General features: G+C 74.0%; 26 protein-coding genes, 1 tRNA gene and 2 pseudogenes. 18 read left to right on the top strand and 11 right to left on the bottom strand.

The window, feature by feature from the left end:
* From ACWEQL_RS23235 to ACWEQL_RS23275, 9 genes and pseudogenes are all read left to right on the top strand, one after another.
* Window positions 1-204 (top strand): annotated as a pseudogene (locus tag ACWEQL_RS23235) (DNA polymerase III subunit gamma/tau); the annotation flags it as partial.
* Between the two features lie 169 nt (window positions 205-373).
* Window positions 374-715 (top strand): YbaB/EbfC family nucleoid-associated protein, encoded by a 342-nt coding sequence (locus tag ACWEQL_RS23240; protein WP_452152215.1) that lies wholly within the window; start codon window positions 374-376, stop codon window positions 713-715.
* Window positions 716-954: 239 nt separating this feature from the next.
* Window positions 955-1,554 carry a recombination mediator RecR gene (recR, locus tag ACWEQL_RS23245; protein ID WP_350575393.1) on the top strand — a complete coding sequence of 200 codons (600 nt, stop codon included), beginning with the start codon at window positions 955-957 and terminating at the stop codon, window positions 1,552-1,554.
* Complete coding sequence (locus tag ACWEQL_RS23250) at window positions 1,547-2,221, top strand: DUF5063 domain-containing protein (RefSeq protein ID WP_452152216.1); 675 nt, start codon at window positions 1,547-1,549, stop codon at window positions 2,219-2,221. Before recR ends, ACWEQL_RS23250 begins: the two co-directional genes overlap by 8 nt.
* Window positions 2,222-2,571: 350 nt before the next feature.
* The gene (locus ACWEQL_RS23255; protein ID WP_452152217.1) at window positions 2,572-3,852 is read left to right on the top strand and encodes an aspartate kinase; all 1,281 of its coding nucleotides are present in this window, start codon (window positions 2,572-2,574) and stop codon (window positions 3,850-3,852) included.
* A complete protein-coding gene (locus tag ACWEQL_RS23260; protein ID WP_452152218.1) occupies window positions 3,849-4,901 on the top strand; it encodes an aspartate-semialdehyde dehydrogenase in 1,053 nt (350 codons plus the stop codon). The genes ACWEQL_RS23255 and ACWEQL_RS23260 overlap by 4 nt, the downstream gene beginning before the upstream one ends.
* Window positions 4,902-5,159: 258 nt before the next feature.
* Window positions 5,160-5,738, top strand: a complete 579-nt coding sequence (locus ACWEQL_RS23265; protein ID WP_452152219.1) for a SigE family RNA polymerase sigma factor — start codon at window positions 5,160-5,162, stop codon at window positions 5,736-5,738.
* Window positions 5,728-6,975 carry a hypothetical protein gene (locus ACWEQL_RS23270; RefSeq protein ID WP_452152220.1) on the top strand — a complete coding sequence of 416 codons (1,248 nt, stop codon included), beginning with the start codon at window positions 5,728-5,730 and terminating at the stop codon, window positions 6,973-6,975. The genes ACWEQL_RS23265 and ACWEQL_RS23270 overlap by 11 nt, the downstream gene beginning before the upstream one ends.
* Before the next feature lie 167 nt (window positions 6,976-7,142).
* Entirely contained in the window at window positions 7,143-7,934 is a 792-nt protein-coding gene (locus ACWEQL_RS23275; RefSeq protein WP_452152221.1) for an SURF1 family protein, read from the top strand.
* A gap of 10 nt (window positions 7,935-7,944) precedes the next feature.
* Here ACWEQL_RS23275 and ACWEQL_RS23280 read toward each other — a convergent pair whose 3' ends face one another.
* The 6 genes from ACWEQL_RS23280 to ACWEQL_RS23305 all read right to left on the bottom strand — a co-directional run bounded on the left by ACWEQL_RS23280 (window position 7,945) and on the right by ACWEQL_RS23305 (window position 13,120).
* A complete protein-coding gene (locus tag ACWEQL_RS23280; protein WP_452152222.1) occupies window positions 7,945-8,580 on the bottom strand; it encodes a hypothetical protein in 636 nt (211 codons plus the stop codon).
* A gap of 65 nt (window positions 8,581-8,645) precedes the next feature.
* Entirely contained in the window at window positions 8,646-10,514 is a 1,869-nt protein-coding gene (locus tag ACWEQL_RS23285) for a prolyl oligopeptidase family serine peptidase (protein ID WP_452152223.1), read from the bottom strand.
* 351 nt (window positions 10,515-10,865) lie between these two features.
* Window positions 10,866-10,939 (bottom strand) — tRNA-Pro (locus ACWEQL_RS23290).
* 100 nt (window positions 10,940-11,039) lie between these two features.
* A complete protein-coding gene (locus tag ACWEQL_RS23295) occupies window positions 11,040-11,981 on the bottom strand; it encodes a metallophosphoesterase (RefSeq protein WP_452152224.1) in 942 nt (313 codons plus the stop codon).
* A 24-nt stretch (window positions 11,982-12,005) separates the two neighbouring features.
* On the bottom strand, window positions 12,006-12,512 hold the full coding sequence (locus tag ACWEQL_RS23300; protein ID WP_452152225.1) for an SRPBCC family protein: 507 nt from the start codon (window positions 12,510-12,512) through the stop codon (window positions 12,006-12,008).
* 5 nt (window positions 12,513-12,517) lie between these two features.
* On the bottom strand, window positions 12,518-13,120 hold the full coding sequence (locus ACWEQL_RS23305) for a CGNR zinc finger domain-containing protein (protein WP_452152226.1): 603 nt from the start codon (window positions 13,118-13,120) through the stop codon (window positions 12,518-12,520).
* Between the two features lie 82 nt (window positions 13,121-13,202).
* Between ACWEQL_RS23305 and ACWEQL_RS23310 the strand changes: the two genes are divergently transcribed.
* Entirely contained in the window at window positions 13,203-13,658 is a 456-nt protein-coding gene (locus ACWEQL_RS23310; RefSeq protein ID WP_452152227.1) for a GatB/YqeY domain-containing protein, read from the top strand.
* 242 nt (window positions 13,659-13,900) lie between these two features.
* Here the strand turns inward: ACWEQL_RS23310 and ACWEQL_RS23315 are convergent, their stop codons facing one another.
* On the bottom strand, window positions 13,901-16,216 hold the full coding sequence (locus ACWEQL_RS23315) for a transglycosylase domain-containing protein (RefSeq protein ID WP_452152228.1): 2,316 nt from the start codon (window positions 16,214-16,216) through the stop codon (window positions 13,901-13,903).
* Window positions 16,217-16,639: 423 nt separating this feature from the next.
* Here ACWEQL_RS23315 and ACWEQL_RS23320 point away from each other — a divergent pair, with 423 nt between their 5' ends.
* Window positions 16,640-16,963 (top strand): WhiB family transcriptional regulator, encoded by a 324-nt coding sequence (locus tag ACWEQL_RS23320; RefSeq protein WP_030240986.1) that lies wholly within the window; start codon window positions 16,640-16,642, stop codon window positions 16,961-16,963.
* A gap of 94 nt (window positions 16,964-17,057) precedes the next feature.
* Here the strand turns inward: ACWEQL_RS23320 and ACWEQL_RS23325 are convergent, their stop codons facing one another.
* Window positions 17,058-18,242 (bottom strand): ArsA family ATPase, encoded by a 1,185-nt coding sequence (locus tag ACWEQL_RS23325; RefSeq protein WP_452152229.1) that lies wholly within the window; start codon window positions 18,240-18,242, stop codon window positions 17,058-17,060.
* Window positions 18,239-19,306, bottom strand: coding sequence for an ArsA-related P-loop ATPase (locus ACWEQL_RS23330; protein ID WP_452152230.1), 1,068 nt, complete (start codon window positions 19,304-19,306; stop codon window positions 18,239-18,241). The genes ACWEQL_RS23325 and ACWEQL_RS23330 overlap by 4 nt, the downstream gene beginning before the upstream one ends.
* 235 nt (window positions 19,307-19,541) lie before the next feature.
* Here ACWEQL_RS23330 and ACWEQL_RS23335 point away from each other — a divergent pair, with 235 nt between their 5' ends.
* The 5 genes from ACWEQL_RS23335 to ACWEQL_RS23355 all read left to right on the top strand — a co-directional run bounded on the left by ACWEQL_RS23335 (window position 19,542) and on the right by ACWEQL_RS23355 (window position 22,345).
* Window positions 19,542-19,700 (top strand): DUF4177 domain-containing protein, encoded by a 159-nt coding sequence (locus tag ACWEQL_RS23335; RefSeq protein ID WP_452152231.1) that lies wholly within the window; start codon window positions 19,542-19,544, stop codon window positions 19,698-19,700.
* Entirely contained in the window at window positions 19,697-20,167 is a 471-nt protein-coding gene (locus ACWEQL_RS23340; RefSeq protein WP_452152232.1) for a RidA family protein, read from the top strand. Before ACWEQL_RS23335 ends, ACWEQL_RS23340 begins: the two co-directional genes overlap by 4 nt.
* Before the next feature lie 180 nt (window positions 20,168-20,347).
* Window positions 20,348-21,214 (top strand): NUDIX hydrolase, encoded by an 867-nt coding sequence (locus ACWEQL_RS23345; RefSeq protein ID WP_452152233.1) that lies wholly within the window; start codon window positions 20,348-20,350, stop codon window positions 21,212-21,214.
* 136 nt (window positions 21,215-21,350) lie between these two features.
* Complete coding sequence (locus ACWEQL_RS23350; RefSeq protein ID WP_452152234.1) at window positions 21,351-21,527, top strand: hypothetical protein; 177 nt, start codon at window positions 21,351-21,353, stop codon at window positions 21,525-21,527.
* Window positions 21,524-22,345 (top strand): MBL fold metallo-hydrolase, encoded by an 822-nt coding sequence (locus tag ACWEQL_RS23355; RefSeq protein WP_452152235.1) that lies wholly within the window; start codon window positions 21,524-21,526, stop codon window positions 22,343-22,345. The genes ACWEQL_RS23350 and ACWEQL_RS23355 overlap by 4 nt, the downstream gene beginning before the upstream one ends.
* Before the next feature lie 145 nt (window positions 22,346-22,490).
* Here ACWEQL_RS23355 and ACWEQL_RS23360 read toward each other — a convergent pair whose 3' ends face one another.
* On the bottom strand, window positions 22,491-23,165 hold the full coding sequence (locus ACWEQL_RS23360; protein WP_030240972.1) for a Crp/Fnr family transcriptional regulator: 675 nt from the start codon (window positions 23,163-23,165) through the stop codon (window positions 22,491-22,493).
* Between the two features lie 317 nt (window positions 23,166-23,482).
* The gene (locus tag ACWEQL_RS23365) at window positions 23,483-24,460 is read right to left on the bottom strand and encodes a DUF5937 family protein (protein ID WP_452152236.1); all 978 of its coding nucleotides are present in this window, start codon (window positions 24,458-24,460) and stop codon (window positions 23,483-23,485) included.
* Window positions 24,461-24,691: 231 nt separating this feature from the next.
* Between ACWEQL_RS23365 and ACWEQL_RS23370 the strand changes: the two genes are divergently transcribed.
* Window positions 24,692-25,615 (top strand): isocitrate lyase/PEP mutase family protein, encoded by a 924-nt coding sequence (locus ACWEQL_RS23370; protein ID WP_452152237.1) that lies wholly within the window; start codon window positions 24,692-24,694, stop codon window positions 25,613-25,615.
* A gap of 112 nt (window positions 25,616-25,727) precedes the next feature.
* Window positions 25,728-26,552, top strand: a pseudogene (nth, locus tag ACWEQL_RS23375) (endonuclease III); the annotation flags it as partial.
* Window positions 26,553-26,582 lie beyond the last annotated feature (30 nt).

Genomic DNA, 26,582 nt, shown 5'->3' on the forward strand with positions numbered 1-26,582 from the left:
CCGGCTGGCCACCGGCGACGTGATCTTCCTGCCGGCCCGCCGCAGCCGGTGGCACCGCCGCCGGTGCCGACGGTGCGGCCCGAGGACGACATCCCCGAGGACGACGATCCGGACCTCAAGGAGGAGGCGTTCTCCGGCCAGGAGCTGATCATCCGCGAGCTGGGCGCGACGGTCCTGGAGGAGATCCACCACACCGGGCCGTAGCCGTTCGCGGCCGGGTCGTGGTGCCGGTCGCGGTGCAGGTCGGCGCCGGTCGCGGCGGGGGTCCGGAACCGGCCGGGCGCGCCGCCCGTTCGCAGCACGTAGGCTCAGGATGACGACGCTAAGACGCACGACAAGACGCACGACGTGGCGCGACAGGCAGGAGTGACCCGTGTTCCCCGGTGGTGGCCAGCCCAACATGCAGCAGCTGCTCAAGCAGGCGCAGAAGATGCAGGAGGAGCTCGCCAAGGCCCAGCAGCAGCTGGCCGAGGCGAAGGTGAGCGGTTCGGCGGGCGGTGGCCTGGTCGAGGCGACCGTGACCGGCGCCGGTGAGCTGGTGGCGCTGACCATCGCCCCGGCGGCGGTCGACCCGGAGGACACCGAGACCCTGGCGGACCTCGTCCTGGCCGCGGTCCGGGACGCCAACCAGGCGGCGCAGAAGATGCAGGCCGAGCGGATGGGCCCGCTGACCCAGGGCCTGGGCGGCGGCGGCATTCCCGGTCTGCCGTTCTGACGGCGGGCGCACACGGGAGGGGCGCACGCGGGAGGGCGGACGGGTGACCGGACCGCCCGAGGGTCCGAAGGTCTGAAGTTAAGGCGACGGGACCATGTGATTTATGTGGGAGTCGGGCGTCGGACGGTGTGTCCGGCGCCCGATTCGTTGGATGATGGCACCGGAACACCGGCGGCCGCACCGGTGACGACACCGACGGCCGCACCGGAGGCCGTACGAGGCACGAGGGAAGGCGCGACGTGTACGAGGGCGTGGTTCAGGACCTGATCGACGAGCTGGGCAGGCTGCCCGGCGTCGGGCCCAAGAGCGCGCAGCGGATCGCCTTCCACGTCCTGCAGGCCGACCCGACGGACGTCCGCCGGCTGGCGCACGCGCTGCTGGAGGTCAAGGACAAGGTCCGGTTCTGCGTGGTGTGCGGCAACGTCGCGGAGGCCGAGCAGTGCCGGGTCTGTCTGGACCCGCGCCGCGACCTCGCGGTGATCTGCGTGGTCGAGGAGCCCAAGGACGTCGTCGCCATCGAGCGCACCCGTGAGTTCCGCGGCCGGTACCACGTGCTGGGGGGCGCGATCAGCCCCATCGAGGGCGTCGGCCCGGACGACCTGCGGATCCGGGAGCTGCTGTCGCGGCTCGCGGACGGCACGGTCACCGAGCTGATCCTGGCCACCGACCCCAACCTGGAGGGGGAGGCGACCGCCACCTATCTGGCCCGGCTCTGCAAGCCGATGGGCCTGAAGGTGACCCGGCTGGCGAGCGGACTGCCCGTCGGCGGGGACCTGGAGTACGCGGACGAGGTCACCCTCGGCCGTGCCTTCGAAGGGAGACGACTGCTCGATGTCTGACCGGACGATCAACCAGCAGCCCCATCCGTCCCACACGCATGCGCACGGCTCGGAGCCGGACGACTTCGCGGTGCAGATCGCCGACTCGGTGGAGAGCTTCGTGCTCGCGGTCACCGAGGTCGCCAAGGGCGACGAGCCCGGCAGCGCGGTCTCGCTCCTCCTCCTGGAGGTCTCGCAGCTGCTGCTGGCGGGCGGCCGGCTCGGCGCGATCGAGGACGTCGTCCCGGACGACCGCTTCGAGCCCGACACCGGCCCGGAGCCGGACGGCGAGCAGCTGCGCGAGCGCCTCGCCAAGCTGCTGGCGCCGATCGACGTCTACCACGAGGTCTTCGACCCGTACGGCCCGCCGGAGAAGCCGAACGCGTTCCGGATCTCCGACGACCTGGCCGGGGTGGTCGGCGAGCTGCAGCACGGGCTGACCCACTACCGCGAGGGCCGGATCAGCGAGGCGCTCTGGTGGTGGCAGTTCTCCTACCTCTCCAACTGGGGCACGACCTGTACGGCGGTGCTGCGGGCGCTCCAGTCGCTGATCGCGCACGTCCGCCTGGACAGCCCGATCGGCGCGGTGCCGGACGGCGCGGACACCGACGACGACGGGCTGACGGACGAGCAGCTGGAGCAGCAGGCCGGTGACCTGATGGCGGCCGAGCTCGGGCTGGGGCGCTAGAACGCCGGATCCCAGCGGCGTCGGTCCCGGCCGGCGGGGCCGGAAAGGCCCGCCACGCCCCCCGCCGCGCGCATTGTGACGGAATTCTCAGGGAATCCCGCGGGGTGGAGAAAAGCGGGGTTCCCCTCCGCGGGCCCGGCGATTCTCCGGGCCCGTACCGGGCGTTCCGCAGACCTGCCGGTGACGGGCCCCCGCGGCCCCTCCCACCTGGTGAAACGGGCGTCTCATCATATGGATGGCAGCTGTCGGCCCACCCCTGCTCGGTAGACTGACGCGGACCGCAAAAGCCCCCGCCACCCGGGGGTGCGGGGGCCGCGGGCCCCCGGATGGACACAAGTCGAGGAGCGCACGTGGGCCTTGTCGTGCAGAAGTACGGCGGCTCATCCGTTGCGGATGCCGAGGGCATCAAGCGCGTGGCCCGTCGAATCGTTGACGCCAAGAAGGCCGGCCATGAGGTCGTCGTCGTGGTGTCCGCGATGGGCGACACGACGGACGAGCTCATCGAACTCGCGGAGCAGGTGTCACCCATTCCTGCCGGCCGTGAGTTCGACATGCTGCTGACCGCTGGAGAGCGGATCTCCATGGCCCTGCTGGCCATGGCGATCAAATCCCTGGGCCACGAGGCACAGTCCTTCACGGGCAGCCAGGCCGGTGTGATCACCGACTCCGTCCACAACAAGGCGCGCATCATCGACGTGACGCCGGGTCGCATCCGCACCGCCCTCGACGAGGGCAACATCGCGATCGTGGCCGGCTTCCAGGGCGTCTCGCAGTCGAGCAAGGACATCACCACGCTCGGCCGCGGCGGCTCGGACACCACGGCGGTCGCCCTGGCGGCGGCCCTGCGGGCCGAGGTCTGCGAGATCTACACCGACGTGGACGGCGTGTTCACCGCCGACCCGCGCGTGGTGAAGAAGGCCCGCAAGATCGACTGGATCGCCTACGAGGACATGCTGGAGCTGGCCTCGTCCGGCTCCAAGGTGCTCCTGGACCGCTGTGTGGAGTACGCGCGGCGCTACAACATCCCGATTCACGTACGCTCGTCCTTCTCGGGTCTTCCCGGGACGATCGTCAGCAACGACAACCCGAACAAGCCCGAAGGGGGCGAGATGGAGCAGGCCATCATCTCCGGAGTCGCCCACGACACCTCGGAGGCCAAGGTCACGGTCGTCGGCGTGCCCGACAAGCCGGGCGAGGCCGCGCGCATCTTCCGTGCGATCGCCGACGCCGAGGTCAACATCGACATGGTGGTGCAGAACGTCTCCGCCGCGTCGACCGGGCTGACCGACATCTCCTTCACCCTGCCCAAGACCGAGGGCCAGAAGGCCATCGACGCGCTCGGCCGGGTCAAGGAGGGCATCGGCTACGAGTCGCTGCGCTACGACGACGCGATCGGCAAGATCTCCCTGGTCGGCGCCGGCATGCGCTCCAACCCGGGGGTCACCGCGACCTTCTTCGAGGCGCTCTCGGAGGCCGGCGTCAACATCGAGCTGATCTCCACCTCGGAGATCCGCATCTCGGTCGTCACCCGCGCCGAGGACGTCCCGGAGGCCGTGCGCGCCGTGCACACCGCCTTCGGTCTGGACAGCGCGACGGACGAGGCCGTCGTCTACGGAGGCACCGGGCGATGACCCGGCGGCCGAACCTCGCCGTCGTCGGCGCCACCGGCGCGGTCGGCGAGGTGCTGCTCGGCCTGCTCTCCCTCCGCCACGACATCTGGGGCGAGGTCCGTCCCGTCGCCTCCCCGCGTTCGGCCGGCCGTGAGCTGACCGTGCGCGGGGAGCGCGTCGTGGTGCGCGAACTGCGCGAGGAGGTCTTCGAGGGGATCGACGTCGCCGTGTTCGACGTGCCCGAGGAGGTCTCCGCGCGGTGGGCGCCGATCGCCGCCGCCAAGGGCGTCGTGGTGGTCGACAACTCCGGCGCGTTCCGGCTCGCCGACGACGTGCCGCTGGTCGTCCCCGAGGTGAACGCGGCGGCGCTGCGGATCCGTCCGCGCGGCATCGTCGCCTCGCCGAACTGCACCACCCTCACCATGATCGCCGCGATCGGCGCGCTGCACGCCGAGTACGGGCTGGCCGAACTCGTGGTCGCCTCCTACCAGGCGGCCTCCGGGGCCGGCCGGGCGGGCGCCGCGGCCCTGCGCGAGCAGACCGCGCTGGTCGCCGGGGCCGGGGTCGGCGAGCAGACCGGCGACCTGCGGGCGGTGATCGCCGACCACGGGCCGTTCCCCGCCCCGCTGGCCCTCAACGCGGTGCCGTGGGCGGGCTCGCTGCTGGACGGCGGCTGGTCCTCGGAGGAGATGGCGATCCGTGAGGAGTCGCGCAAGATCCTCGGCCTGCCCGGGCTCAGGGTCTCGGCGACCTGCGTCCGCGTCCCGGTGATCCGCACCCACGCGCTGGCCGTGCACCTGGTCCTCGAACGCGAGGTCAGCCGGGAGCACGCGCAGGAGATCCTGCGCGAGGCCCCCGGCGTGGTGCTGTACGACGATCCGGAGGCGGGCGAGTTCCCCACCCCCAACGACGTGGTCGGCACCGACCCGGTCTGGGTCGGCCGGGTGCGCCGGGCGCCGGACGACCCGAACGCGCTCGACCTCTTCCTCTGCGGTGACAACCTGCGCAAGGGCGCCTCGCTCAACGCGCTGCAGATCGCCGAACTCGTGGCGGCCGAGCGGAGCTTCTGACCGCACCCGCCCCCCGCGGTCCGCCGGTTCCCCGAATACCCCTCGGTCCCCTGGAGGGGTATTCCGCGCATGCGCGAGAATGTCCGACGGGCTGGGCAACCATGACAGGGGATCGAGTGTCCAACGGGCGTGGCGAACGTGATGGTGGGGGCAGCGGCGGGCATCTCGGCGACGGCCGCGGTGACGTTCCCGTCGCGCGTCCGGCGACCCGTGGACACGGGTGGCCAGCGGCCCGTGGATAGGCCGGACAACGGTCGGATGACGGGGTTCGTGACGGGCTCGGCGGGCCCGGGCGGCGGGGTGGACGGCGGCGCGGGGGCGGGTGCGGGGACCGGGGCCGGGACGACCGAGGACCTGCTCACCGAGACCTACCAGGCGCACTACCGCTCGCTGCTGCGGCTGGCCGCACTGCTCCTCGACGACCTCTCCACCTGCGAGGACGTGGTGCAGGAGGCGTTCATCCGGGTGCACGCCGCGCGCCGGCGGGTCCGTGAGCCGGAGAAGACCCTGGCCTACCTGCGGCAGACCGTGGTCAACCTGTCCCGCTCCACGCTGCGACGCCGGATCCTGGGCCTGCGACTGCTGCCCAAGCCGATGCCTGACATGGCCAGTGCAGAAGAAGGCGCCTACGATGCGCTGGAGCGCGACCAGTTGAAGGCCGCGCTACGGGGTCTGCAACGGCGTCAGCGGGAGGTTCTGGTGCTGCGTTACTTCGTGGACATGACGGAGGCGCAGGTCGCCGAGACCCTGGGCATCTCCCTCGGCTCGGTGAAGGCGTACGGCTCACGGGGTCTCGCCGCACTGCGGGTCCAGATGGAGGCCGGTCATGGCGGATGATCGGACCGGACGCGGCGCGGACGGCGCCCGCGGAGGTGACGCGGACGGCGGCCACGGGGGCGTGTTCGGTGGCCGTACGCCCGGCGCGCAGGCGCAGGCGCTGAGCGTGGAGGAGCGGCTGGTCCGCGAGCTGATGGCACGGGCCGTCGCCGACGTCCGCCCCTCCCCGGCCGCGCTGCCCCGGATCCGCCGCGCGGTGCCCCGCAGACGGGCCGCCCGGCGCGGTGCCTGGACCACGGCCGCCGCGGTCGCGGTCGCCGCCGCCGTGCTCGTCCCCACCCTCCCGGACGGCCAGCACGTCGGCCTCTCCGGCGGCCACGGCTCGCCCTCCGCCCAGCACGGCGGGGCCCCCTCCGGGGACGGCACCGGTACGGCCGGTGACGGCACCGGGCCGACCTGGAACTCCCACCACGGCGGGGGCGCCGGCAGCCCGTCCGGCTCCGCCTCGGCCTCGCCCACCGCGGGCAGCAGCACCACGGGCGCGGCCGGCGGGACCGTCCCCAGGGGCGGCGCCGTCGGCGGCGGCGGGGCCACCGTGCCGCTCTGCACCCGCGCCGACCTCGGCCAGGGCGCCTCCCAGGTCGGGGCCGCCGACTCCACCGGGCGCATCCGCGGCCAGTTCACCCTGCTCAACCTCTCGGACCGGGCCTGCACGCTCGGCGGCCCGGGCACCGTCACCATCACCGCCGCCAGCGGTACCGACCCCGGCCGGATCCGGGTGCTCGACCACACCGCCGGCGACCCCACCACCGGACTGCCCGCGCCCGGCGGCCCGGAGCAGTTGCTGCTCGCGCCGAGGGCCGGCTACCGGGTGGACTTCGTCTGGGTGCCCGACACCTCCTGCCCGGCGCCGGGCGGGGCCTCGCCGTCCCCCTCGGGCGGCCCCGGCCCAGGATCGGCGGCCGGCGGCACCTTGGGCGGCCCCGGGGGCGGCACGGGCCCCGCGGGCGCCGCCCCCGCGATCGCCCCCTCGCCGTCGGCCGCCGCGCTCGCCGCGGCCTCCGGCACCCCGAGCGCCAACCCGACCGGGGCGCCCAGCCCCACCGCCCCCACCACGACCTCCCCCAGCACCCCGCCGCCCACCGTCACCCTCGCCCACACCCCCGCCCCCGGCACGCCCACCGCCGCGACCGCCGTCCTGCTCGGCGCCTGCTCCGGGACCGTCTACCGCACCACCCCGCAGCCCCTGCCGGCCCCCACCGCCCCGCCGCCCAGCGCCTCCGCCCAGCCGTCCTGAGCCGAGCCCTACCGGGCCCAGCCGTCCCGGACGCCGGGGGAGGGCCGTGGCCCGGGCTCCCGGGCAGCCGTTCCGGGCCCCGGGGCGGGCCTCCGGAGCGGCGCCGCGGCGGCACCGGAGCGGGCCCAGTGGTCGGCGCGGGTGTGAGGAGTGGTTACCGTGTGGGGGTGTACCGGTTCCTTCTGACCCCGCGCTGGGCGAGCGGCACCGCGCTGGCCGTGGCGGCCGTCGCGGTGTGCCTCTGGCTGGGCACCTGGCAGCTCGGGCGGTTCGAGGACAAGGTCTCCTCGCACCAGGACCTCAGCCGGTCGGTGGTCGACGCCGGGCCGGCCAGGCCGCTCGGCGAGCTGCTGACCACCGCCGAGCCGCAGGTCACCACCGCCACCGTCGGCCGGGCGGTCACCGTGACCGGCACCTTCGACCCGGCGGGCCAGCTGCTGGTGCCCAACCGGATCGTCGACGGCAAGCAGGGCTACTACGTCCTCACCCCGCTGCGCACCGCCGACGGCCGCACCGTCGCCGTGGTCCGCGGCTGGGCCCCCGGCAGCCCGGCGGAGGGTGCCCCGGCCGCCGCCGTGGCGCCCGCCGGCGAGGTGACCGTCAGCGGCCGCCTGCAGGCCGGCGAGAACGCGGGCAGCGGCGGCGCGGTGGCCGGCGGCCTCCCGGCCGGGCAGCTCGGCACGATCAACCACGCCGCGCTGCTCAACAAGCTGACGTTCGACGGCTGGTACGACGGCTGGGTGTCCGCCGACAGCGTGCCGGCCGGGCTGTCCCCGGTGCCGACCGTCCGGCCGCAGGGCGGGGACGGGCTGACGCTGCGGGCGTTCCAGAACCTCGGCTACACGCTGGAGTGGTTCGTCTTCGGCGGCTTCGTGGTGTTCATGTGGTTCCGCCTGGTGCGCCGGGAGGCGGAGGCCGAGCAGGACCGGGCCCTGGGACTGGACCCGGTCCTGGAGTGACCGGCGCGGCTCAGCGGCCCGTCGAGGGGCCCGCCGACCCGCCCGCGCCCGTCGGAGCGGGTGTCTGAGCGGTCTTCGCCGTGGGCGTCTGAGCGGGCGTCTGAGCGGGCGTCGGGGAGGCCGACGGACCGGCCGACGGGGTGACCGTCGGCGCCGGCGGCGGGTTGCCGCAGTCACGGCCGCCCTGGCCGCCGCCGTTGCCGGTGTCGTCGTCCGAGTCGTAGACGTCCGCGTGGTGGCGCGCGGTGCGCCCGCTCTTGGACCCCTTCGACCCCGAGCTCTTCGAGGACCCGGAGCCCTTCGACGATCCCGAGCCCGAGGACTTCGAGCCGGACCCGCCCTTGGCGAGCAGCACCGGCCCGTCCCCGTCCGCGTCCCCGTCCGTGGTGAGGAACGCGGCCCGCACCACCGTGCCGCTCGGCGACGGCACCACGGACGCCGAAGGCCGGGGCGACGCCGTGGCCGTGGCCGATGCGGACGCCGTGGCCGTGGGCACGGGTGAGGGCGAGGCCGTCACCGCCGCGGGCGGCGGGCAGGCCGTGCCGCCCGTCTCCTCCTCGTCCTGCCCCGAACAGCCCGTCAGCGTCAGCGCCAGCGCCGCGGCCAGCCCGACCCCGGTGAGCGCGGCCCCGCGTCCCGAGCCCACGCGTCCCGAGTCGATCCGCCCCGACTCCATCCGTCCCGAGCCGATCCGGCCCGAGTGCCCCCGTCTCAAGCGGAGTCCCCCCTCGTCGCACCCAGGTGCCGCCGGACGAAGTCGATCTCCAGCCGCAGCTGCTTGATCCGCTCCTCGACCACCAGCGAGCCGTGCCCGGCGTCGTAGCGGTAGACCTCGTGGGGCTTGCCGAGTCCGGCCAGCCGCTCGACGTAGTTCTCGATCTGCCGGATCGGGCAGCGCGGGTCGTTCACCCCGGCGCTGATGTAGACCGGCACCCGCACCCGCTCCACGTACGTCAGCGGGGAGGAGGCCGTCCAGCGCTCGGGCACCTCCTCCGGGGTGCCGCCGAAGAGCGTGCGGTCGAGCGACTTCAGCGCCTCCATCTCGTCCGCGTACGCGGTGAGGTAGTCGGCGACCGGGACGGCGGCGACGCCGAGCGACCAGTTCTCGGGCTGGACGCCGAGGCCGAGCAGGGTCAGGTAGCCGCCCCAGGAGCCGCCGGTGAGCACCAGCCGCTCCGGGTCCGCCAGGCCGCTCTCCACGGCCCAGGCGCGGACCGCGGCGATGTCCTCCAGCTCGATCAGGCCGACCCGCTCGCGCAGCGCGTCCGTCCAGGCCTGGCCGTAGCCCGTCGAACCGCGGTAGTTGACCCGGACCACCGCGAAGCCGTGGTCCAGCCAGGCGGCCGGGCCGGCGGCGAAGGAGTCGCTGTCGTGGTGGGTCGGGCCGCCGTGGATCTCGAAGACGGTCGGGTACGGGCCGTCGGCCGCGCCGGCCGGCCGCTGGACCAGCGCGTGCACCCGGCCGCCGGGGCCGTCCACCCACACGTCCTCGACCGGCACCGAACCGGGCGGCACCGCGCCGGGCGCCCGCAGCACGACCGTGCCGGCCGTGGAGCGCACGGCGGACGGCTCGGCGGCCGAGGACCACAGGAACTCCACCGTGCCGTCCGGACGGGCGGTGGCGCCGCCGACCGTGCCGCGCGGGGTGTCCAGGCGGGTCAGGCGGCCGCCGTTGCTCCGGGCCTCCTCGATCTCGTACGAGAACAGCTCGCTGCGCGCCTCGTACTCGTGCTCCACCAGCAGCGACCGGGCCCCCGGACGCCACTGGGCGGAGACGTCGCCGGGCAGCTCGCGCCCGTGCTCGTCGCGCAGCGGCAGCGGGGTCTCGACGCCGGTGGCCACGTCCCAGATCATCGGCTCCCAGCGGCCGGTGCGCTGGTGGGCGACGAGCAGCCGGGTGTCGCCGTCGACCGGGGCGAAGCCCAGGCAGGCCACCCCGCGCGGCTCGTCCCGGCCGGTCACCTCGTCCAGCTCGGCGACGGTCGCGCCGTCGGAGAGCCGGACGACCCGGATCGCGGAGTGCATCGCGTCGCCGTGCTCGGTGTGGTCGACGGCGAGCAGGGCGCTGTCGTAGCTGAGGTCGCCGACGCCGCCGTACTCCTCGTGCCGGTAGATCTCGACGGCCTCGGCGGCGCCCGCCCGGCGCAGGTGCAGCGTGGTGCCGTGCTCGTCGGTGGAGCGGCCGACCACGACCGTGCCGTCCCGGCCGAGCGCGAGCCCGGCCGAGTAGGAGGCGGCCAGGCCGGGGACGGCCTCCTCGTCGGGGCCCTCGGCGCCCTCCGGGCGGCCCTCGAAGGGCTGGCGGCGCCAGACGCCGAACTCGTCGCCGTCGTGGTCGTCGAACCACCACACCCAGGCGCCGTCGGGCGACAGCTCGGCGTCGGTGGTGCCGTTCGGCCGGTCGGTGACCTGCCGGTGGGTGTCGGTGCCGCGGTCCCAGGCGTACACCTCGTAGGTACCGGTCGCGTTGGACACGTACAGCGCCCGGTCGGGGGCGTCCTCGGCCCAGTCCGGCAGTGAGACCCGTGCCGCCCTGAACCGCTGCTCCCACGCCGGTACGGCGCTCTTCTCCTCGCTCATCCGACCATCCAACCCGATCGGGGGGACCGAACGGAACGGGCCGTGCGTCCCTGGTCCGTCCCCGCACCTCGTGCGCGGACCCGGGTGACCTGACGGACGGACAACCCGCCCGGCCGCCCACCGCGCCACCCGGCCGCGGTGGGCGGAGGCGTACGGGAAGGCACTGTGAGGCCGGTCACGGGATCACCCGGCGTCAGACCCGGGAGGGGAACGCCGGCCGCGGGAGCCCTGACCGCCCGGCAGAGCGGCGGGGCCACGGCCCCGGAGCCCCCGTCAGACCGCGGACGCCCCACGGCGCCCGAACACGACAGAGGCCCTGCCGGATCTCTCCGGCAGGGCCTCTGCACTGGGTCGGGGTGGCGGGATTTGAACCCACGGCCTCTTCGTCCCGAACGAAGCGCGCTACCAAGCTGCGCCACACCCCGGTCTTTCTCTTTGTCGCTCCGTCTCCGTCGCAACGAGTAGAACTCTACCGGACGCTGGCCGAGAGACGAAATCCGGTTACCGGTGTGGTCGCGGAGGGGGTCAGCGGGAGGGGGTGAGGGTGAGGAGGGTGGCCTCCGGCGGGCAGGCGAAACGGACCGGGGTGTAGCGGTTGGTGCCGCAGCCCGCGGAGACGTGCAGGTAGGAGCGGTGGCCGCCGGCCTGGTGGGTGGAGAGGCCCTTGACCCGCTTGGCGTCGAGGTCGCAGTTGGTGACCAGGGCGCCGTAGAACGGGATGCAGAGCTGGCCGCCGTGGGTGTGCCCGGCCAGGATCAGCGGGTAGCGGTCGGCGGCGAAGGCGTCCAGGACGCGCAGGTAGGGGGCGTGCACGACGGCGAGCGAGAGGTCGGCGTCGGGGGAGGGGCCGCCGGCGACGGCGCTGTAGCGGTCACGGCGGATGTGCGGGTCGTCCAGGCCGGCGAACTCCAGGTCCAGCCCGGCGACGGTCAGCCGGCCGCGGGTGTTGGTGAGGTCCAGCCAGCCGGCCGCGTCGAAGCCGTCGCGGAGCTTCTCCCAGGGGTTGTGGACGGCTCCGCTGATGCCGGCCCGGCCGGTGCCGTCGGGGTTGTTCATGCCGTGGATGCCGCTGCGCATGGCCTGGAGGTAGCGGGCCGGGTTCTTGCGGGCCGGGCCGTAGTAGTCGTTGGAGCCGAAGACGTACACGCCGGGGAACTCCATCAGCGGCCCGAGCGCGTCCAGGGTGGCGGGGACGCCGAGCGGGTCGGAGAGGTTGTCGCCGGTGTTCACGACCAGGTCGGGGCGCAGGCCGGCCAGGCTCTTCAGCCAGCGCTGCTTCTTGCCCTGCCCGCTCACCATGTGGATGTCGGAGACCTGCAGGACCCGGATCGGCCGGGCGCCCCGGGGCAGTACGGGGACCTCGATCCGGCGGAGCCGGAAGGAGCGGACCTCGTAGCCGGCGGAGTAGGCGAGGCAGGCGGCGCCGGTGGCGGCGAGTCCGAGGGGAACGGAGTACAGCGGTCGCATCGCCCCATGCTCTCAGACGGCGGATCAGCTGGTGAACGGCCGGTGGCCTCCGGGAACACACCCGGGCGCCGCCGCCCGTACGGCCGACGGCGCCGCCTGCGGCGCTCGGCCGGCCGGGGCCAGCTCGGCCGCGACCGCGTCCATGACCGCCCGCCAGTGCTCGCGCTGCCGGGACCGCTCCTCGGGGTCGGCGAGGCGTTCCTGGTGGAAGCGGAGCACGGTGCGGCCGCCGTTCGGGGTGACCGTGAGCTGCACGGTGGTCGGGCCGGTGCGGCCGGGCGGCCGCCAGGTGAGCCTGATCCGCGCGCCGGGGTGCAGGCTGCGCAGCTCGCCGGTGGAGCCGTCGTCGGCGGTCACCGGGCCGCCGGGCTCGGTGGCCAGCCGGGCGCCGGGGCCGAGCCAGAGCGCGGTGCCCCGGGCGGAGGTCAGCAGCTCCCAGACGGCCTCCGGCGGGTGGGGCAGGGTGCGGGAGACGCCGATCTCGAAGCCGGCGTCCCGGGTGAGTCCGACCGGGCGGGTCCCGTCGGTCATGGCGATCACTCCTCGGTGGGTTCGCGCCGGGCGCGCAGGGCCCGGACCTTCTCGCGGTTGCCGCAGCGCTCCATCGAGCACCAGCGCCGCCGTCCGGGCCGCGAGGTGTCGACGAAGAGCAGGTAGCAGTCGTGGGCGCCGCACTCGCGGATCCGGTCGGCGTGCGGGCCGGTGAGCAGCTCGATCGCGTCCCGGGCGAGGGCGGAGGCCAGCTGGGAGCCGTCGGCGGGCAGCGGTGGCGCCGGGGCGCCGTCCGGGCCGATCTGCGGGGCCAGCGGCGGGCGGGCGGCGGCCCGGTTGAGGGTTCCGCGGTCCTCGGGGTCGCCCGGCGCGCCGTGGGCCCTGGCGGCGGCCAGGCGCCAGAGGGCGTCCCGCAGGGCGCGGACCTCCCGCAGCTGCGCGGGGGTGATCCGCACGCCGTCGGCGGGCAGCCTCAGCCGGGAGTGCGGCAGCCAGGCGGCGAGGTCCTCGGGCCGGTGGAGCACCTCCCAGCGCGCGTACTCGCCGGGACCGCCGGTGGTGAGCAGTTCCAGGCAGAGCGCGCCGGGGTCGAAGTGGAAGCCGGCGCCCTCGGAGGGGCGCAGGACCAGGCCGTTCGGCGTCGTCATGGTAACCAGTATAAATGGTTACGGTGCGGGGCGGGGCGTTATTGCCGGGCATCCGAACGCCGCAGGTGGGAGACTCTGGGCCATGACGACGCTCAAGGAGCAGCTGCAGGAGGACCTCACGGCTGCCATCAGGACCAAGGACGAGCTGCGTTCGTCCACCATCCGGCTCACCCTCGCCGCGGTCACCAGCGAGGAGGTGGCGGGCAAGGCGAAGCGCGAGCTCTCGGACACCGAGGTGCTGAAGGTGCTCGCCCGCGAGGCGAAGAAGCGCCGGGAGGCCGCCGAGGCCTTCGGCCAGGCCGGACGGACCGAGCAGGCGGCCCGCGAGCTGGCCGAGGGCGAGGTGCTGGCCGGCTACCTGCCGAAGCAGCTGTCGGACGACGAGCTGGCCGCGATCGTGGCCGAGGCCGTCGCGGAGAGCGGCGCGAGCGGCCCGCAGGCCATGGGCGCGGTGATGAAGCTGGTGAAGCCGAAGGTCGACGGTCTGGCCGAGGGCGGCCGGGTGGCGGCCGCGGTGAAGGCGGCGCTGCTCCCGTAGGCGCCGGGCCGCGAGCCGGCCGGGCCGCAGGGCCGCAGGGCCGCAAGGGCGCAAGGTCGCGAGGTCGCGAGGTCGCGAGGCCATGGGGCTACCGGGCCACAGGGCGCAGGGCCGCCGGGCTTCGGCGCCGCGGCGCGCCGGCGGCCGACGGAACGCCGAAGGGCGCCTCCCGGTGATCGGGAGGCGCCCTTCGTCATGTCGGTGTGCCGGGGCCGGCGGTGTCACGCCGGCCCCGGGGCGGTTCAGCGTCCGCCGGGCCGTCCGCCGGCGCCGTTGTTGCCCCCGATGACCCCCGGCGGGAAGGTGAAGTTGCCGCCGATCACGCCGCCGGGGTTGCCACCGCCGGGGTTGCCCCCGCCCGGGTTGCCACCGGGCTGCGGCGGGGCGGGGTTGGCGGGCGGGGTGGCGTTCGGGTCGGGCTTGGGCGCCGGGTCCGGGATGTTGACCGTCTGGAAGGTCTGCTTCTCCGAGCCCTTGAGCGCCTGGTTCATCGCCATCTGCCAGATCGGGCCGGGGCCGGAGGCGCCGAAGACGTCCGCGAAGTACTTGCCGCCGATGCTGATGTTCTTCATCTTCACACCGCCGGCCGGGCCGCCGAGCCAGACGGCGGTGGCGAGCTGCGGGGTGTAGCCGTTGAACCAGGCGGCCTTCTTCTCGTCCGTGGTACCGGTCTTGCCGGCGATCTGCCGGCCGTCGTCCAGGCCGAGGGAGGCGGCGGTGCCCTTCTCGGTCACGCCGAGCAGGACGGTGTTGATGGCGTCCGCGGTGCTCTCGGACATGGCCTGGCTGCACTGGCTGGCCGGGACCTTGACCTCCTTGTTGTCCACCGTGGTGATCTTGCTCACGGCGACCGGGGTGCAGTACTTGCCGCGCGCGGCGAAGGTGGCGTACGCGTTGGCCATGGTCAGCGGCGACAGCTCCTGCGCGCCCAGGACCATCGACGGCACCTCCTGGAAGGCCTTGCCGCTGGCGAGCTGGGTGATGCCGAGCTTGTTGGCCATCTGCTTGATGGGGCAGAGGCCGACCTGCTGCTCCATCTGGACGAAGTAGGTGTTGACCGAGAGGGCCATGGCCTGCTTCAGCTCGTACGGCCCGACCTCGTCCTCCTTCTCGTTCTTCACCGTGGCCTTGGGCCGGTCGGTGTTCTTCCAGGTGCCCCCGCAGGTGGACATCGAGGGGTACTCGATCTTGTTCTCGGAGGGGAACGCCTGGGTGGTCGACATGCCGGACTCGACGGCGGCGGCGGCCAGGAGGGGCTTGAACGTCGAACCGGTCTGGAAGCCGTTGCCGCCGCCCATCGCGGCGTCCACGTTCAGGTTGATGATCGTCTGGTTCTTGTTGGCGTCCAGGCCGTACGGGCGGGTCTGGGCCATCGCGAGGATCTTGCCGGTGCCCGGCTCCATCATGGTGGCGGCCGCCGAGACGGTGTCGGTCACCTTCACCTTGCTGGTCACCGCGTTCTGGGCGGCGGCCTGCTTGTCCGGGTCGAGCGTGGTGTAGATGTTCAGACCGCCCTGGTCCCAGAGCTTCTTGCGGTCGGCGGCGGTCTTGCCGAAGATCGGGTCCTGCTTGACCACGTGGCGCACGTAGTCGCAGAAGAAGCCCATGCCGTCCTTGGCGGTGATGCAGCCGTTCTGCGGGTCCTTGTACTTCAGGCCCAGCGGCTGCTCCTTGGCCTCCTTGAGCTGGGCCTCGGTGATGTGCTTGTTCTCGAACATCTTGTCGAGCACCACGTTGCGGCGCTTGAGGGTGTTCTCGGGGTAGCGCACCGGGTCGTACTGGGAGGGGTTCTGCACCAGCCCGGCCAGCGTGGCGGCCTCGGCGACGGTCAGTTCCTTGTTGGTCTTGCTGAAGTACCGCTGCGCGGCGGACTCCACCCCGTAGGCCTGGTGACCGTAGAAGGTGATGTTGAGGTAGTTGGTGAGGATCTGGTCCTTGGTCAGATCCTCCTCCAGCTTGATGGCGACCTTCAGCTCCTGGATCTTGCGGCCCAGGGTCTTGCGCTGGGCCTCCAGGACGGCCTCGGTGTTCTCGCCGGCCTTCTCCACGTTGACGTTCTTCACGTACTGCTGGGTCAGGGTGGAGGCGCCCTGGGAGGTGGTGCCGCTCTCGGCGTTCTTGCCGATGGCGCGGAGCACGCCCTTGAGGTCGACGGCGCCGTGCTCGTAGAAGCGGGCGTCCTCGATGTCGACCTGGGCCTGGCGCATGAACGGCGACATCTGCTCGGCGGTCAGCACCGTGCGGTCGCGCTCGTACACCTTGGCGATCAGGCCGCCCTTGGCGTCGTAGATCTGCGTCGCCTGGGAGAGCGGCGGGGTCTTGAAGTCGTCGGGGACGTTCTCGAAGCTCTCCGCCGTGTTCTTGGCGGTGAGTCCGAGCGCGCCCACGGCGGGCAGGGCCATGCCGGCCAGCAGTACTCCGGACAGCACGCTGACACCCACGAACTTCACCGCGTGTCCGGCGAGGGCCGCGGGTGACTCGCTGCGGCGGCGGCTCGCGGTGCCGGAGGTACCGGGGTGGTCAGGGCGTCGGGGTGCCTGGGGGCGCTTCGGTGCCATGGGGAGAACCCTACGTCGCCGAATACCGCACATCGGGGCAGGTGTTCGCCTACGCTTGTCACAAGCTTGCGACAGCTTCGGTGCGTCAGCATCGCTCACTCTTGTGAGTGATGAGGATTGCCCGAATTGCCCGGTTATCCGCGGATATCGAGGCGCCTGTCACCTGCTGTGCACCATGATTTCGTTGCGCTGTGTAGTGGCGCGCGTGGCGAGAGTGGTATGCGTTCACTTGGCAAGGCTTGCGACCTGCGATCACTCCAACGAGTGAGCTGACCGATACCCATAGTCCGATCGGGTCATTCGAGATTGAGCCCGAAGGGGCTGTTGCAAGCTGTCGTTCTTCCGTAACGTCCTCAACTGGCAACGGTGAATATGCCGTTGCCGCCGTGGGGGAGCCTCGATTCGGGAGAGGACGGCGCCGGCATGGGCTGGGTAGACGACTGGAGTGCGCAGGCCGCCTGCCGCACTAGTGATCCGGACGAACTGTTCGTCCAGGGGGCGGCGCAGAACCGCGCCAAGGCGGTGTGCAGCGGGTGCCCCGTCCGCACCGAGTGCCTCGCGGACGCGCTCGACAACCGGGTGGAGTTCGGGGTCTGGGGCGGGATGACCGAGCGCGAGCGGCGGGCGCTGCTGCGCCGGCGGCCGACCGTGATCTCGTGGCGGCGGCTGCTGGAGACCGCCCGCACGGAGTACGAGGAGTCCCTCGCGACCGGCGTGATACTGACGGACTACGCCCAGGCGGGCTGACGCCCCCGGGCCCGGCCGCCCGCCCCCTCCGGTCGCGCGGTTCCGGCCGCCCGCCCACACGGCGCCGGCCCTGCGCGGCGCCGGCCGTACACACCTACACGGTGCCGCTCAGGCGGTCGCCGATGGCACGCAGGCCGTCCAGGTCGTGGACGTCCCCGGGCAGCGCGGCGACCTCGACGATCGGCACGTCGGGGTAGACCGAGACGAAGCGGTCACGGGTGCGGCGCTCCCGCGTCATGATCTGCATCCGTTCGGCGTGCAGGCGCAGCAGACCGGCGGCGAGCAGTTCGGCCTCGGGGGAGGAGTTCTCCGAACCGTTCTCCTCCAGGGCCTCCGCGGCCGCCAGTGCCCGTTCCGCCGTGAGCTGCGGCGCCCCCGTGCCGTGGACCCGGTTGAGCACCAGGCCCGCCAGGGGCATCCGGTCCGCCGCCAGCCGGTCGACGAAGTACGCCGCCTCGCGCAGCGCGTCCCGTTCGGGCGCCGCCACCACCAGGAACGCCGTCCCCGGCGCCTTCAGCAGCTGGTACGTGCGGTCGGCGCGCTCGCGGAAGCCGCCGAACATCGAGTCCATCGCGCTGACGAAGGTCTGCACGTCGGTGAGCAGCTGGGCGCCGAAGATCTTGCCCAGGGTGCCGGTGAGCAGGCCCATCCCGGCGTTGAGGAACCGCATCGCGCTGCGCCCGCCCACCTTGGCCGGCGCGGTCAGCACCCGGATCAGCTTGCCGTCCAGGAAGGACCCGAGCCGGTTGGGCGCGTCCAGGAAGTCCAGCGCGGAGCGGGAGGGCGGGGTGTCGACGACGATCAGGTCCCACTCCTCGGCCGAGCGGAGCTGGCCGAGCTTCTCCATCGCCATGTACTCCTGCGTGCCCGCGAAGCCGGCCGACAGGGACTGGTAGAACGGGTTCTCCATGATCGCCCGCGCCCGCTCGGGCTCGGCGTGGGCCAGCACGACCTCGTCGAAGGTCCGCTTCATGTCGAGCATCATGGCCTGGAGTTCGCCGTCCCCGGTCACGCCCTTGACGATCCGTGGGGTGTTGTCCAGCTCGGTCAGGCCCATCGACTGGGCGAGCCGGCGGGCCGGGTCGATGGTCAGCACCACGACCGTGCGGCCGCGTTCGGCCGCCCGCAGCCCGATGGCCGCGGCCGTGGTGGTCTTGCCGACCCCGCCGGACCCGCAGCAGACGATGATCCGGGTGCCCGGGTCGTCGATCAGCCGGTCCACGTCCAGCCGGCCGGCACCGCCGCCCACGCCGCCGCCGCTCGCCCCGCCGTTGCTCACGCCGCCCCCTGACGCTTCAGTTCGCCCGCCAGCCGGTACAGCCCGGCCAGGTCCACACCCTCGCCCAGCAGCGGGAGCTCGTACGTCGGCAGCCGCAGCTGCTGCAGGTCCACCCGCTGCGCCCGTTCCAGCTCGACCCGCTCGGCGTGCTCCCGGGCCTGCTCCAGCAGCGGGTCCAGCAGCGGCTCCACCGCGCCCCGGACGGTCTCCGGGCGACGCGAGCGGCCGCCGAGTCCCGCCTCGCCGAGCGCCAGCGCGACCTCCTCGCGGTGGTCCCCGTCCACCGCCGCGACCGCCGCCGCGTCCAGCACCGGCGGCCGGACCATGTTCACCAGCACCCCGCCCACCGGCAGGGCGGCCTCGCGCAGCTCCGCGAAGCCGTCCACCGTCTCCTGCACCGGCATCTCCTCCAGCAGCGTGACCAGGTGCACCGCGGTCTCCGGCGACCGGAGCACCCGCATCACGGCCTGCGCCTGCGTGTGGATCGGCCCGAACCGGGCGAGCCCGGCCACCTCGGAGTTGACGTTCAGGAACCTGGTCAGCCGTCCGGTCGGCGGCGCGTCCATCACGATCGCGTCGTAGGCGCGCCGCCCGTCCGGGCCCTTGCGCCGGGAGGCCTCGCAGGCCTTGCCGGTGAGCAGCACGTCCCGCACGCCCGGGGCGATGGTGGTGGCGAAGTCGACGAAGCCGACCTTCTGCAGCGCCTTCCCGGCCCGGCCGAGCTTGTAGAACATGTCGAGGTACTCGAGCAGCGCCTGCTCGGTGTCGATGGCCAGCGCGAAGACCTCGCCGGACCCCTGCCCTGGCAGGCCCAGCTGGGCCGGCGAGACGGAGGCGATCCGGCGCTCCTCGTACGGCAGCGCGGCGATCCCGAAGAGCTCGGCGACCCCCTGACGCCCCTCGACCTCGATCAGCAGGGTCCGCCCGCCCTCGGCCGCGAGGGCCAGGGCCAGCGCGGCGGCCACGGTGGTCTTCCCGGTGCCTCCCTTGCCGCTGACCACGTGCAGCCGGACGCCCTCCCAGTCGGGGTCGCGCCGGGCCGCCTGGCCGGGGGTGCGTGCCACGCTCCGTCTCCGTCCGTCTCCGAGGGCCGCGGACCGCTTGCGGACCGAGGCCGTTCCGGGGCCGGCACCGGGCAGGTGCCCTCAGGTGCCCTCCCGCGAGGGTAACCAGGGAGCGCGCCCGATGCCCGGAGCATCAGGGGGGCCCGGCCCGAATCATGCCCGGATTGTGGGCCACCTCACACGCCGGGGCGCGGGCCGCCGCACCACGCCGACCGGCTCGTCTAGAGTCAGCCCCATGACCAAGTGGGAATACAAGACGGCGCCCCTGCTGGTGCACGCCACCAAGCAGATCCTGGACAACTTCGGCGACGAGGGCTGGGAGCTCGTCCAGGTCGTGCCGGGTCCGAACCCGGAGAACCTGGTGGCCTACTTCAAGCGGGAGAAGCAGGCATGAGCAAGGTCGAGGAGAAGCTCGCCGAGCTCGGCCTGACGCTGCCGCCGGTGGCCGCGCCGGTCGCCGCGTACGTGCCGGCCCTGCGCTCGGGCGAGTTCGTGTTCACCTCCGGCCAGCTGCCGATGGTGGCCGGCAAGCTGCCGAACACCGGCAAGGTCGGTGCCGAGGTCACCGCGGAGGAGGCCAAGGAGCTCGCGCAGATCTGCGCGCTCAACGCCCTCGCCGCGATCAAGTCCGTGGTCGGTGACCTGGACCTGGTCGAGCGGGTCGTCAAGGTGGTCGGCTTCGTCGCCTCCGCCCCCGACTTCACCGGCCAGCCCGGTGTGATCAACGGCTGCAGCGAGCTGCTCGGCAAGGTGCTGGGCGAGGCGGGCGTGCACGCCCGCAGCGCGGTCGGCGTCACCGCCCTGCCGCTGGACGCCCCGGTCGAGATCGAGCTCCAGGTCCGGGTCCGGGCCGGGGTCTGATCCCGCAGGGGCGGGGTCCGGGGCCTTCGGGCGCCGGGGCCCGAAGCCCTCACGGCCCGGGGTTCCCGGGCCGTTCCCGGCTGTTCCCGGGCCGTTTTTCGTCCGGGTCCGGCCGGTGGACCGATCATCGGGTGGGGTTGGCCCTTCCAACCCCACCTCCGTCCGCTTAGCATCCGGGGCATGGACCATCGAGCAACGACGCTCCCGATGCCGCCCGGCTGGCCTGCCCGGATCCGGGCGGTCGAGGCCGGCGAGCTGACCCCGCCGACGCCCAGACCCGCCGCCACCGTGGTGCTGCTGCGGGACGCCGACGGCGGCCCCGAGGCGTACCTGCTGCGGCGGCGCACCTCGATGTCCTTCGCCGCCGGCATGTACGCCTACCCCGGCGGCGGGGTGGACCCGCGCGACGCCGAGGCCGAGCTCGGCTGGGCCGGGCCGGACCCGCGCGAGTGGGCGCGGCGGCTCGGCGTGGACGCGGCGACCGCCCAGGCGGTGGTCTGCGCGGCCGTCCGCGAGACCTTCGAGGAGGCCGGTGTGCTGCTGGCCGGCCCGGACGCGACCAGCCTGGTCGAACCCCGTGACTGGAGTGCCGAGCGGGCCGCGCTGGAGGCGCACGAGCTCTCCTTCGCCGACTTCCTGCGCGAGCACGGGCTGGTGCTGCGCAGCGACCTGCTGGCCGGCTGGGCCCGCTGGGTCACCCCGGCCTTCGAGGAGCGGCGGTTCGACGCCTGGTTCTTCGTGGCGGTGCTGCCACCCGGCCAGCAGGCGGCCCTGGAGGTCGGCGAGGCCGACCGGGTCGCCTGGCTCTCCCCGGCCGAGGCCGTCCGGGGACACGAGCGGGGCCTCTACGGGATGATGCCGCCGACCGTCACCGTGCTGCGCGAACTGCTGCCGCTGCGCACCGCCGCGCAGGCCCTGGAGGCGGCCGCGGACCGCACGCTGACCCCGATCCTCGGCCGGGCCGAGGTCCGGGGCGACCGGATGACCGTCCGGTGGCCCGGGTACCAGGAGCTGACCATCGACGGGGAGTTCCCCCCACCGGCCTGACCGGGCCCGCGCCCGGTCCGGATTCCCATCCTCCCGGATCGTCGTCGATCACCACCGATCGCCACCGATCGCCGACGATGAGTTCCGGACACCACCGATCCCTCCCGGATCGCGACCGCAGAGAGGACGACCTCCGATGAACCACAACGACGTGGCTCGCCGGACGGCATTCGAGATGCCCGCCCGCAGCCTGACGCCCCGCACCCTCGCCGTCGACAGCGGCGCCGCCGAAGCGTTCGGACCGGGCCGGCGTGAACTCGCCAGGACGTTGCCGTCGCGCGTCCTGACCAGGACCAGTGAGGGTGGCCGGTGAGCGGTCTTCTCCCGGGTGACCCCGCCGCCGTCGTCGACGGCGGGGCCACCCCCCGGGCCGTGTGCGTGCTGGCACCGAACCCGTCGCCGATGACGTTGGACGGCACCAACACCTGGCTGCTCTCCGAGCCCGGCTCGGACCTCGCCGTGGTCGTCGACCCCGGCCCGCTCCACGAGGGCCACCTGCGCCGGGTGATCGACCTCGCCGAGCGGCAGGGCAAGCGGATCGCGCTGACCCTGCTCACCCACGGCCACGCCGACCACTCCGAGGGCGCGGCCCGCTTCGCCGAACTGACCCGCACCGAGGTCCGCGCCCTGGACCCGGCCCACCGCCTCGGCTCCGAGGGGCTGACCCACGGCCAGCGCCTGGACGTCGGCGGACTGGACCTGCGGGTGATCGGCACCCCCGGCCACACCTCGGACTCGCTGACCTTCCACCTGCCCGCCGACGGCGCGATCCTCACCGGGGACACCGTGCTCGGCCGCGGCACCACGATGGTCGCCCACCCCGACGGCCGGCTCGGCGACTACCTGGACTCGCTGCGCCACCTGCACACCATGGCCTCCGAGCACGGTGTGGGCACCGTGCTCCCCGGCCACGGCCCGGTGCTCGCGGACGCGCTGGGCGCCGTCGACTACTACCTCGCCCACCGGGCCGGCCGCCTGGCCCAGGTGGAGACCGCCGTGGAGGCCGGCTGCCGGACGGCCGCGGAGGTGGTGGCCCGGGTCTACGCCGACGTGGATCGCGCGCTCTGGCCGGCCGCCGAGCTCTCCGTCCGCGCGCAGCTGCAGTACCTGGAGGAGCACGGGCTGATCTGAGCGCCGCGTCCGCCGCGCCCCACGACCGTGGGGGCCTCGGGGGCGCGGGCGGGTGGTACGGGCGCTCCGGGGACGCGGAAGGGGCCCGTACGGAGATCCGTACGGGCCCCTTCCGGTGGCGGGTGCCGGCCTCCGGCGGCCGGTGTCAGCGCGAGCGGCGCGACAGCCGCTCGACGTCCATCAGGACCACCGCGCGGGCCTCCAGCTTGAGCCAGCCGCGGCCGGCGAAGTCGGCGAGCGCCTTGTTGACCGTCTCGCGGGAGGCGCCGACCAGCTGAGCCAGCTCCTCCTGGGTGAGGTCGTGGGCGACGTGGATGCCCTCCTCGGACTGGACGCCGAAGCGGCGGGAGAGGTCCAGCAGCGCCTTGGCGACGCGGCCGGGCACGTCGGAGAAGACCAGGTCGGACATGACGTCGTTGGTCCGGCGCAGTCGGCGGGCGATGGCGCGCAGCAGCGCGATGGAGACCTCGGGACGCGCGTGCAGCCAGGGCTGGAGGTCACCGTGGCCGAGGCCGAGCAGCTTGACCTCGGTGAGCGCGCTGGCGGTCGCGGTGCGCGGGCCCGGGTCGAACAGCGACAGCTCGCCGATCATCTCGCTGGGGCCGAGGACGGCGAGCATGTTCTCGCGGCCGTCCGGCGAGGCGCGGTGCAGCTTGACCTTGCCCTCGGCGACGACGTAGAGCCGGTCGCCCGGGTCGCCCTCGTGGAACAGCGACTCACCGCGGGCGAGGGTCACCTCGGTCATGGAAGCGCGCAGCTCGCCGGCCTGTTCGTCGTCGAGTGCCGCGAAGAGTGCGGCGCGCCGCAGAACGTCGTCCACGTGCTTCCTCCTTCTCGGCCGGTCGGCCGTCAAGCCCTCCGGCACAAGTTCGTACAGTGCTCTGCATCACCAAGCATGGCGCATGTCGCTCCGATCATATGAGGAGGGGGTGCGCAAGGGAGCACTGTGCGGGGCCATTCGTACCGCCCGGTTACATCCCGGGACATCCCGGGTGGGGCGTGAACGGCGTGTGACGGGGCTCGTGCCGGTGGCCGCGCGCCCCGAGGGCTCCCCGCCGGGCCGGGCGTCCCGAGGGCCCGCTGCCGGGGCGGGTCGGGTCGGGTCGGGTCGGGTCGGTCCCGTCCGGTGCCCGGGGTTCAGCCCGCGGCGGCGAGCAGGGTGTCCGCGGCGGCGGTCCTCGCGTACAGCACCGAGCGGCCGGCCCGGTGGGCGCTGACCAGGCCGGCGTCGCGCAGCGCGGTCAGGTGCTGGGAGGTGCCGGCGGGGGAGAGGCCGCAGCGCCGGGCCAGTTCGGTGGTGGAGGCCGGGGTGTCGAGCTCGCCGAGCAACTGCGCGCGGGACCGGCCGAGCACCGCGCAGACCGCCTCGCCCGGCGCGCGGTCGGCCCGTTCCTCCCACAGGGTCGCCGCGCCGCGGGCCGGGTAGGCCAGGGTGGGTGGCTCGGGCGCCAGGGTGCGGGTGAGCACGCGCGGCCAGGCGAACACCGAGGGGACCAGCACCAGCCCCCGGCCGGAGGTCTCCCGGGTGATCGTGCAGTGCCGTTCGGCCAGCCGCAGCGTGCCGTCCTGCCACCGGACGGTGGGGTGCAGCTCGTCCAGCAGCAGTGCGGCGCCGTGCTCGGCCAGACGCAGCGCGCGGTGCCGCAGGTCGGCCTCCAGCACGGCGTGGATCCGGCTCCAGTACGGCGCGAGGGCCAGCTCCCAGTAGCGCTCGATCTCCTCGGCCAGGCGCTCCAGGGCCGGCCGGGGGTCGGTGAGGAAGGGGCGCAGCCGGGTCGGGAGCGGGTCGAGCAGGCCGAGGTCGTGGCGGACCTGCCCGGGGTCGGTGGCCCGGATCGCGGCCAGTTCCTCGGCGAGCCGGGGGCCGGCCCCGGCCGGCGCCGGGGTGAGGAAGTCGGGCAGGTGGCCCTGCGGCGGGATCATCGCGAACAGCGCGCCCCGGTCGAGCCCCGCGGCCGCCAGCCGGGGCCGGACCTGGTCGGCCCAGCGCCGGTGCAGCGCGGGCACCGGGTCGGTGACCAGGGCGCGGACGCCGGTCACGATCTCCCACATGGGGGAGACGGCGAACCGCGCGCGGGCCAGATCGTCCGTCGAGAACGCCAGTTCGGCCCGCATGGCCCCGCCTCCGCGGTGTGGTTCGAGCCCGGTCGGGCGGTGGTCGGTACTGCGCTTCGGTACTGCGGTGGTCGGTAGTGAGGCGGTCGGTACCGCGGTGGTCGGTAGTGCCGAGGATTCGGTCCGAGCTTAATCAATTGGGGCCCGGTGCGGGGCTGGGCACCATGGGCCGCCGGGCGGGATCCACCGCCCGGCGGCCCGAGGCGCGAAGCACGAAGAGGCGGTATTCCGATGTCCGTTGACACCACCACAGCCACCCTCACCGGCGAGGCCGGAGCCGGTTCAGGAGCCGGTTCCGGTTTCGGCGCCGGTGCCCTCCGGGAGGTCGGCGGGGAGCAGCGCGCCAAGGCGGTCGCGCTGCGCGGGCTGCTCGACACCCCGCCCCTGGTGCTGCCCAACGCCTGGGACGCCGGCAGCGCGGTGGTGATCGCTTCGGCCGGGGCCCCGGCGATCGCCACCACCAGCGGCGGGGTCTCCTGGTCGCTGGGCCGCGGGGACGGCCAGCGGCTCGGCCGGGCGGAGGCCGTGGAGGCGGCCCGCCGGGTGGTCGACTCCGTCGACGTGCCGGTGACGGTGGACGCCGAGGGCGGCTACGGCCCGCTGCCGGCCGATGTCGCGACCACCGTGCGCGAGCTGATCGGCGTCGGCGCGGTCGGCGTCAACCTGGAGGACTCGCACGCGCCCGGCGGCCCGCTGTTCTCGGTGGCCGAGCAGGTCGAACGGTTGCGCGCGGCGCGGGCGCAGGCCGAGCGGTCCGGGCTGCCGGAGCTGCTGGTCAACGCCCGGACCGACGTCTACCTGTTCGCGATCGGCGAGCCCGCCGGCCGCCTGGCGGACGCGCTGGAGCGCGCCGAGGCGTACGCGGCGGCGGGCGCGGACGGCCTCTTCGTCCCGGGCCTGCTCGACCTCGACGTCCTGGGCGAGCTGTGCGCGCGCTCGCCGCTGCCGGTCAACGCCATGGCGGTCCCCGGCGGCCCGACCGTCGCCGAGTTCGCCGCGGCCGGTGTCCGGCGGGTCAGCGTCGGCACCGCGCTCACCCAGCTCGCGTACACCGTCACCCGCCGGGCCGCCGAGGAGCTGTTCGGCACGGGCACGTACGGCCGGCTGGAGGGTGCGATCGGCTTCGGCGACCTGGACGCGCTGTACCAGCGCTGAGCCCGGTGTCGGGCCGGGTGCCGGGCCGGTGCTGAGCCGGGGTGAGCCCGGTGTCGGGTCCGGGGGAGTCGATCGCCCCCGGACCGTGCGCCGTTCGGCGTAGCCTTCGTCCATGGCAGAGAGCAAGGTCCGGAGGACCACCGCCAAGGCGGGGGCCGAGCCGGCGGCGAGGGCGGTCACGAAGCCGAGGAAACCGGAGTCGCGGCTGGCGATGGTGCGGCGGGCGCGGAGGATCAACCGGGAGCTCGCGGAGCTCTACCCGTACGCGCACCCCGAGTTGGACTTCGAGAACCCCTTCCAGCTGCTGGTGGCCACCGTCCTGTCGGCGCAGACGACCGACCTGCGGGTGAACCAGACCACCCCGGCGCTGTTCGCGAAGTACCCCACCCCGGAGGACATGGCGGCGGCGGTGCCGGAGGAGCTGGAGGAGATCATCCGGCCGACCGGCTTCTTCCGGAACAAGGCGAAGGCGCTGATCGGGCTGTCGATCGCGCTGCGGGACGACTTCGGCGGCGAGGTCCCGGGCCGGCTCAAGGACCTGGTGACCCTCCCGGGCGTCGGCCGCAAGACGGCCAACGTCGTTCTGGGGAACGTCTTCGGTGTCCCCGGGATCACCGTCGACACCCATTTCGGGCGGCTCTCCCGGCGGTTCGGCTGGACCGCGGAGGAGGATCCGGAGAAGGTCGAGGCGGTCGTCGCGGAGATCTTCCCGAAGTCCGAGTGGACGATGCTCTCGCACCGGGTGGTCTTCCACGGCCGCCGGATCTGCCACGCCCGCCGTCCCGCCTGCGGAGCCTGCCCGATCGCCCCGCTCTGCCCCGCGTACGGGGAGGGCGAGACCGACGCGGAGAAGGCCCGCAAGCTGCTCAAGTACGAGATGGGCGGCCAGCCCGGCCAGCGGCTGCGGCCGCCCGCCGACTTCCCCGGCGAGGCGGCCGCGCTGGCGAGCGCGGCGGAGCACCACGGC

Source organism: Kitasatospora sp. NPDC004240 (assembly GCF_053603215.1).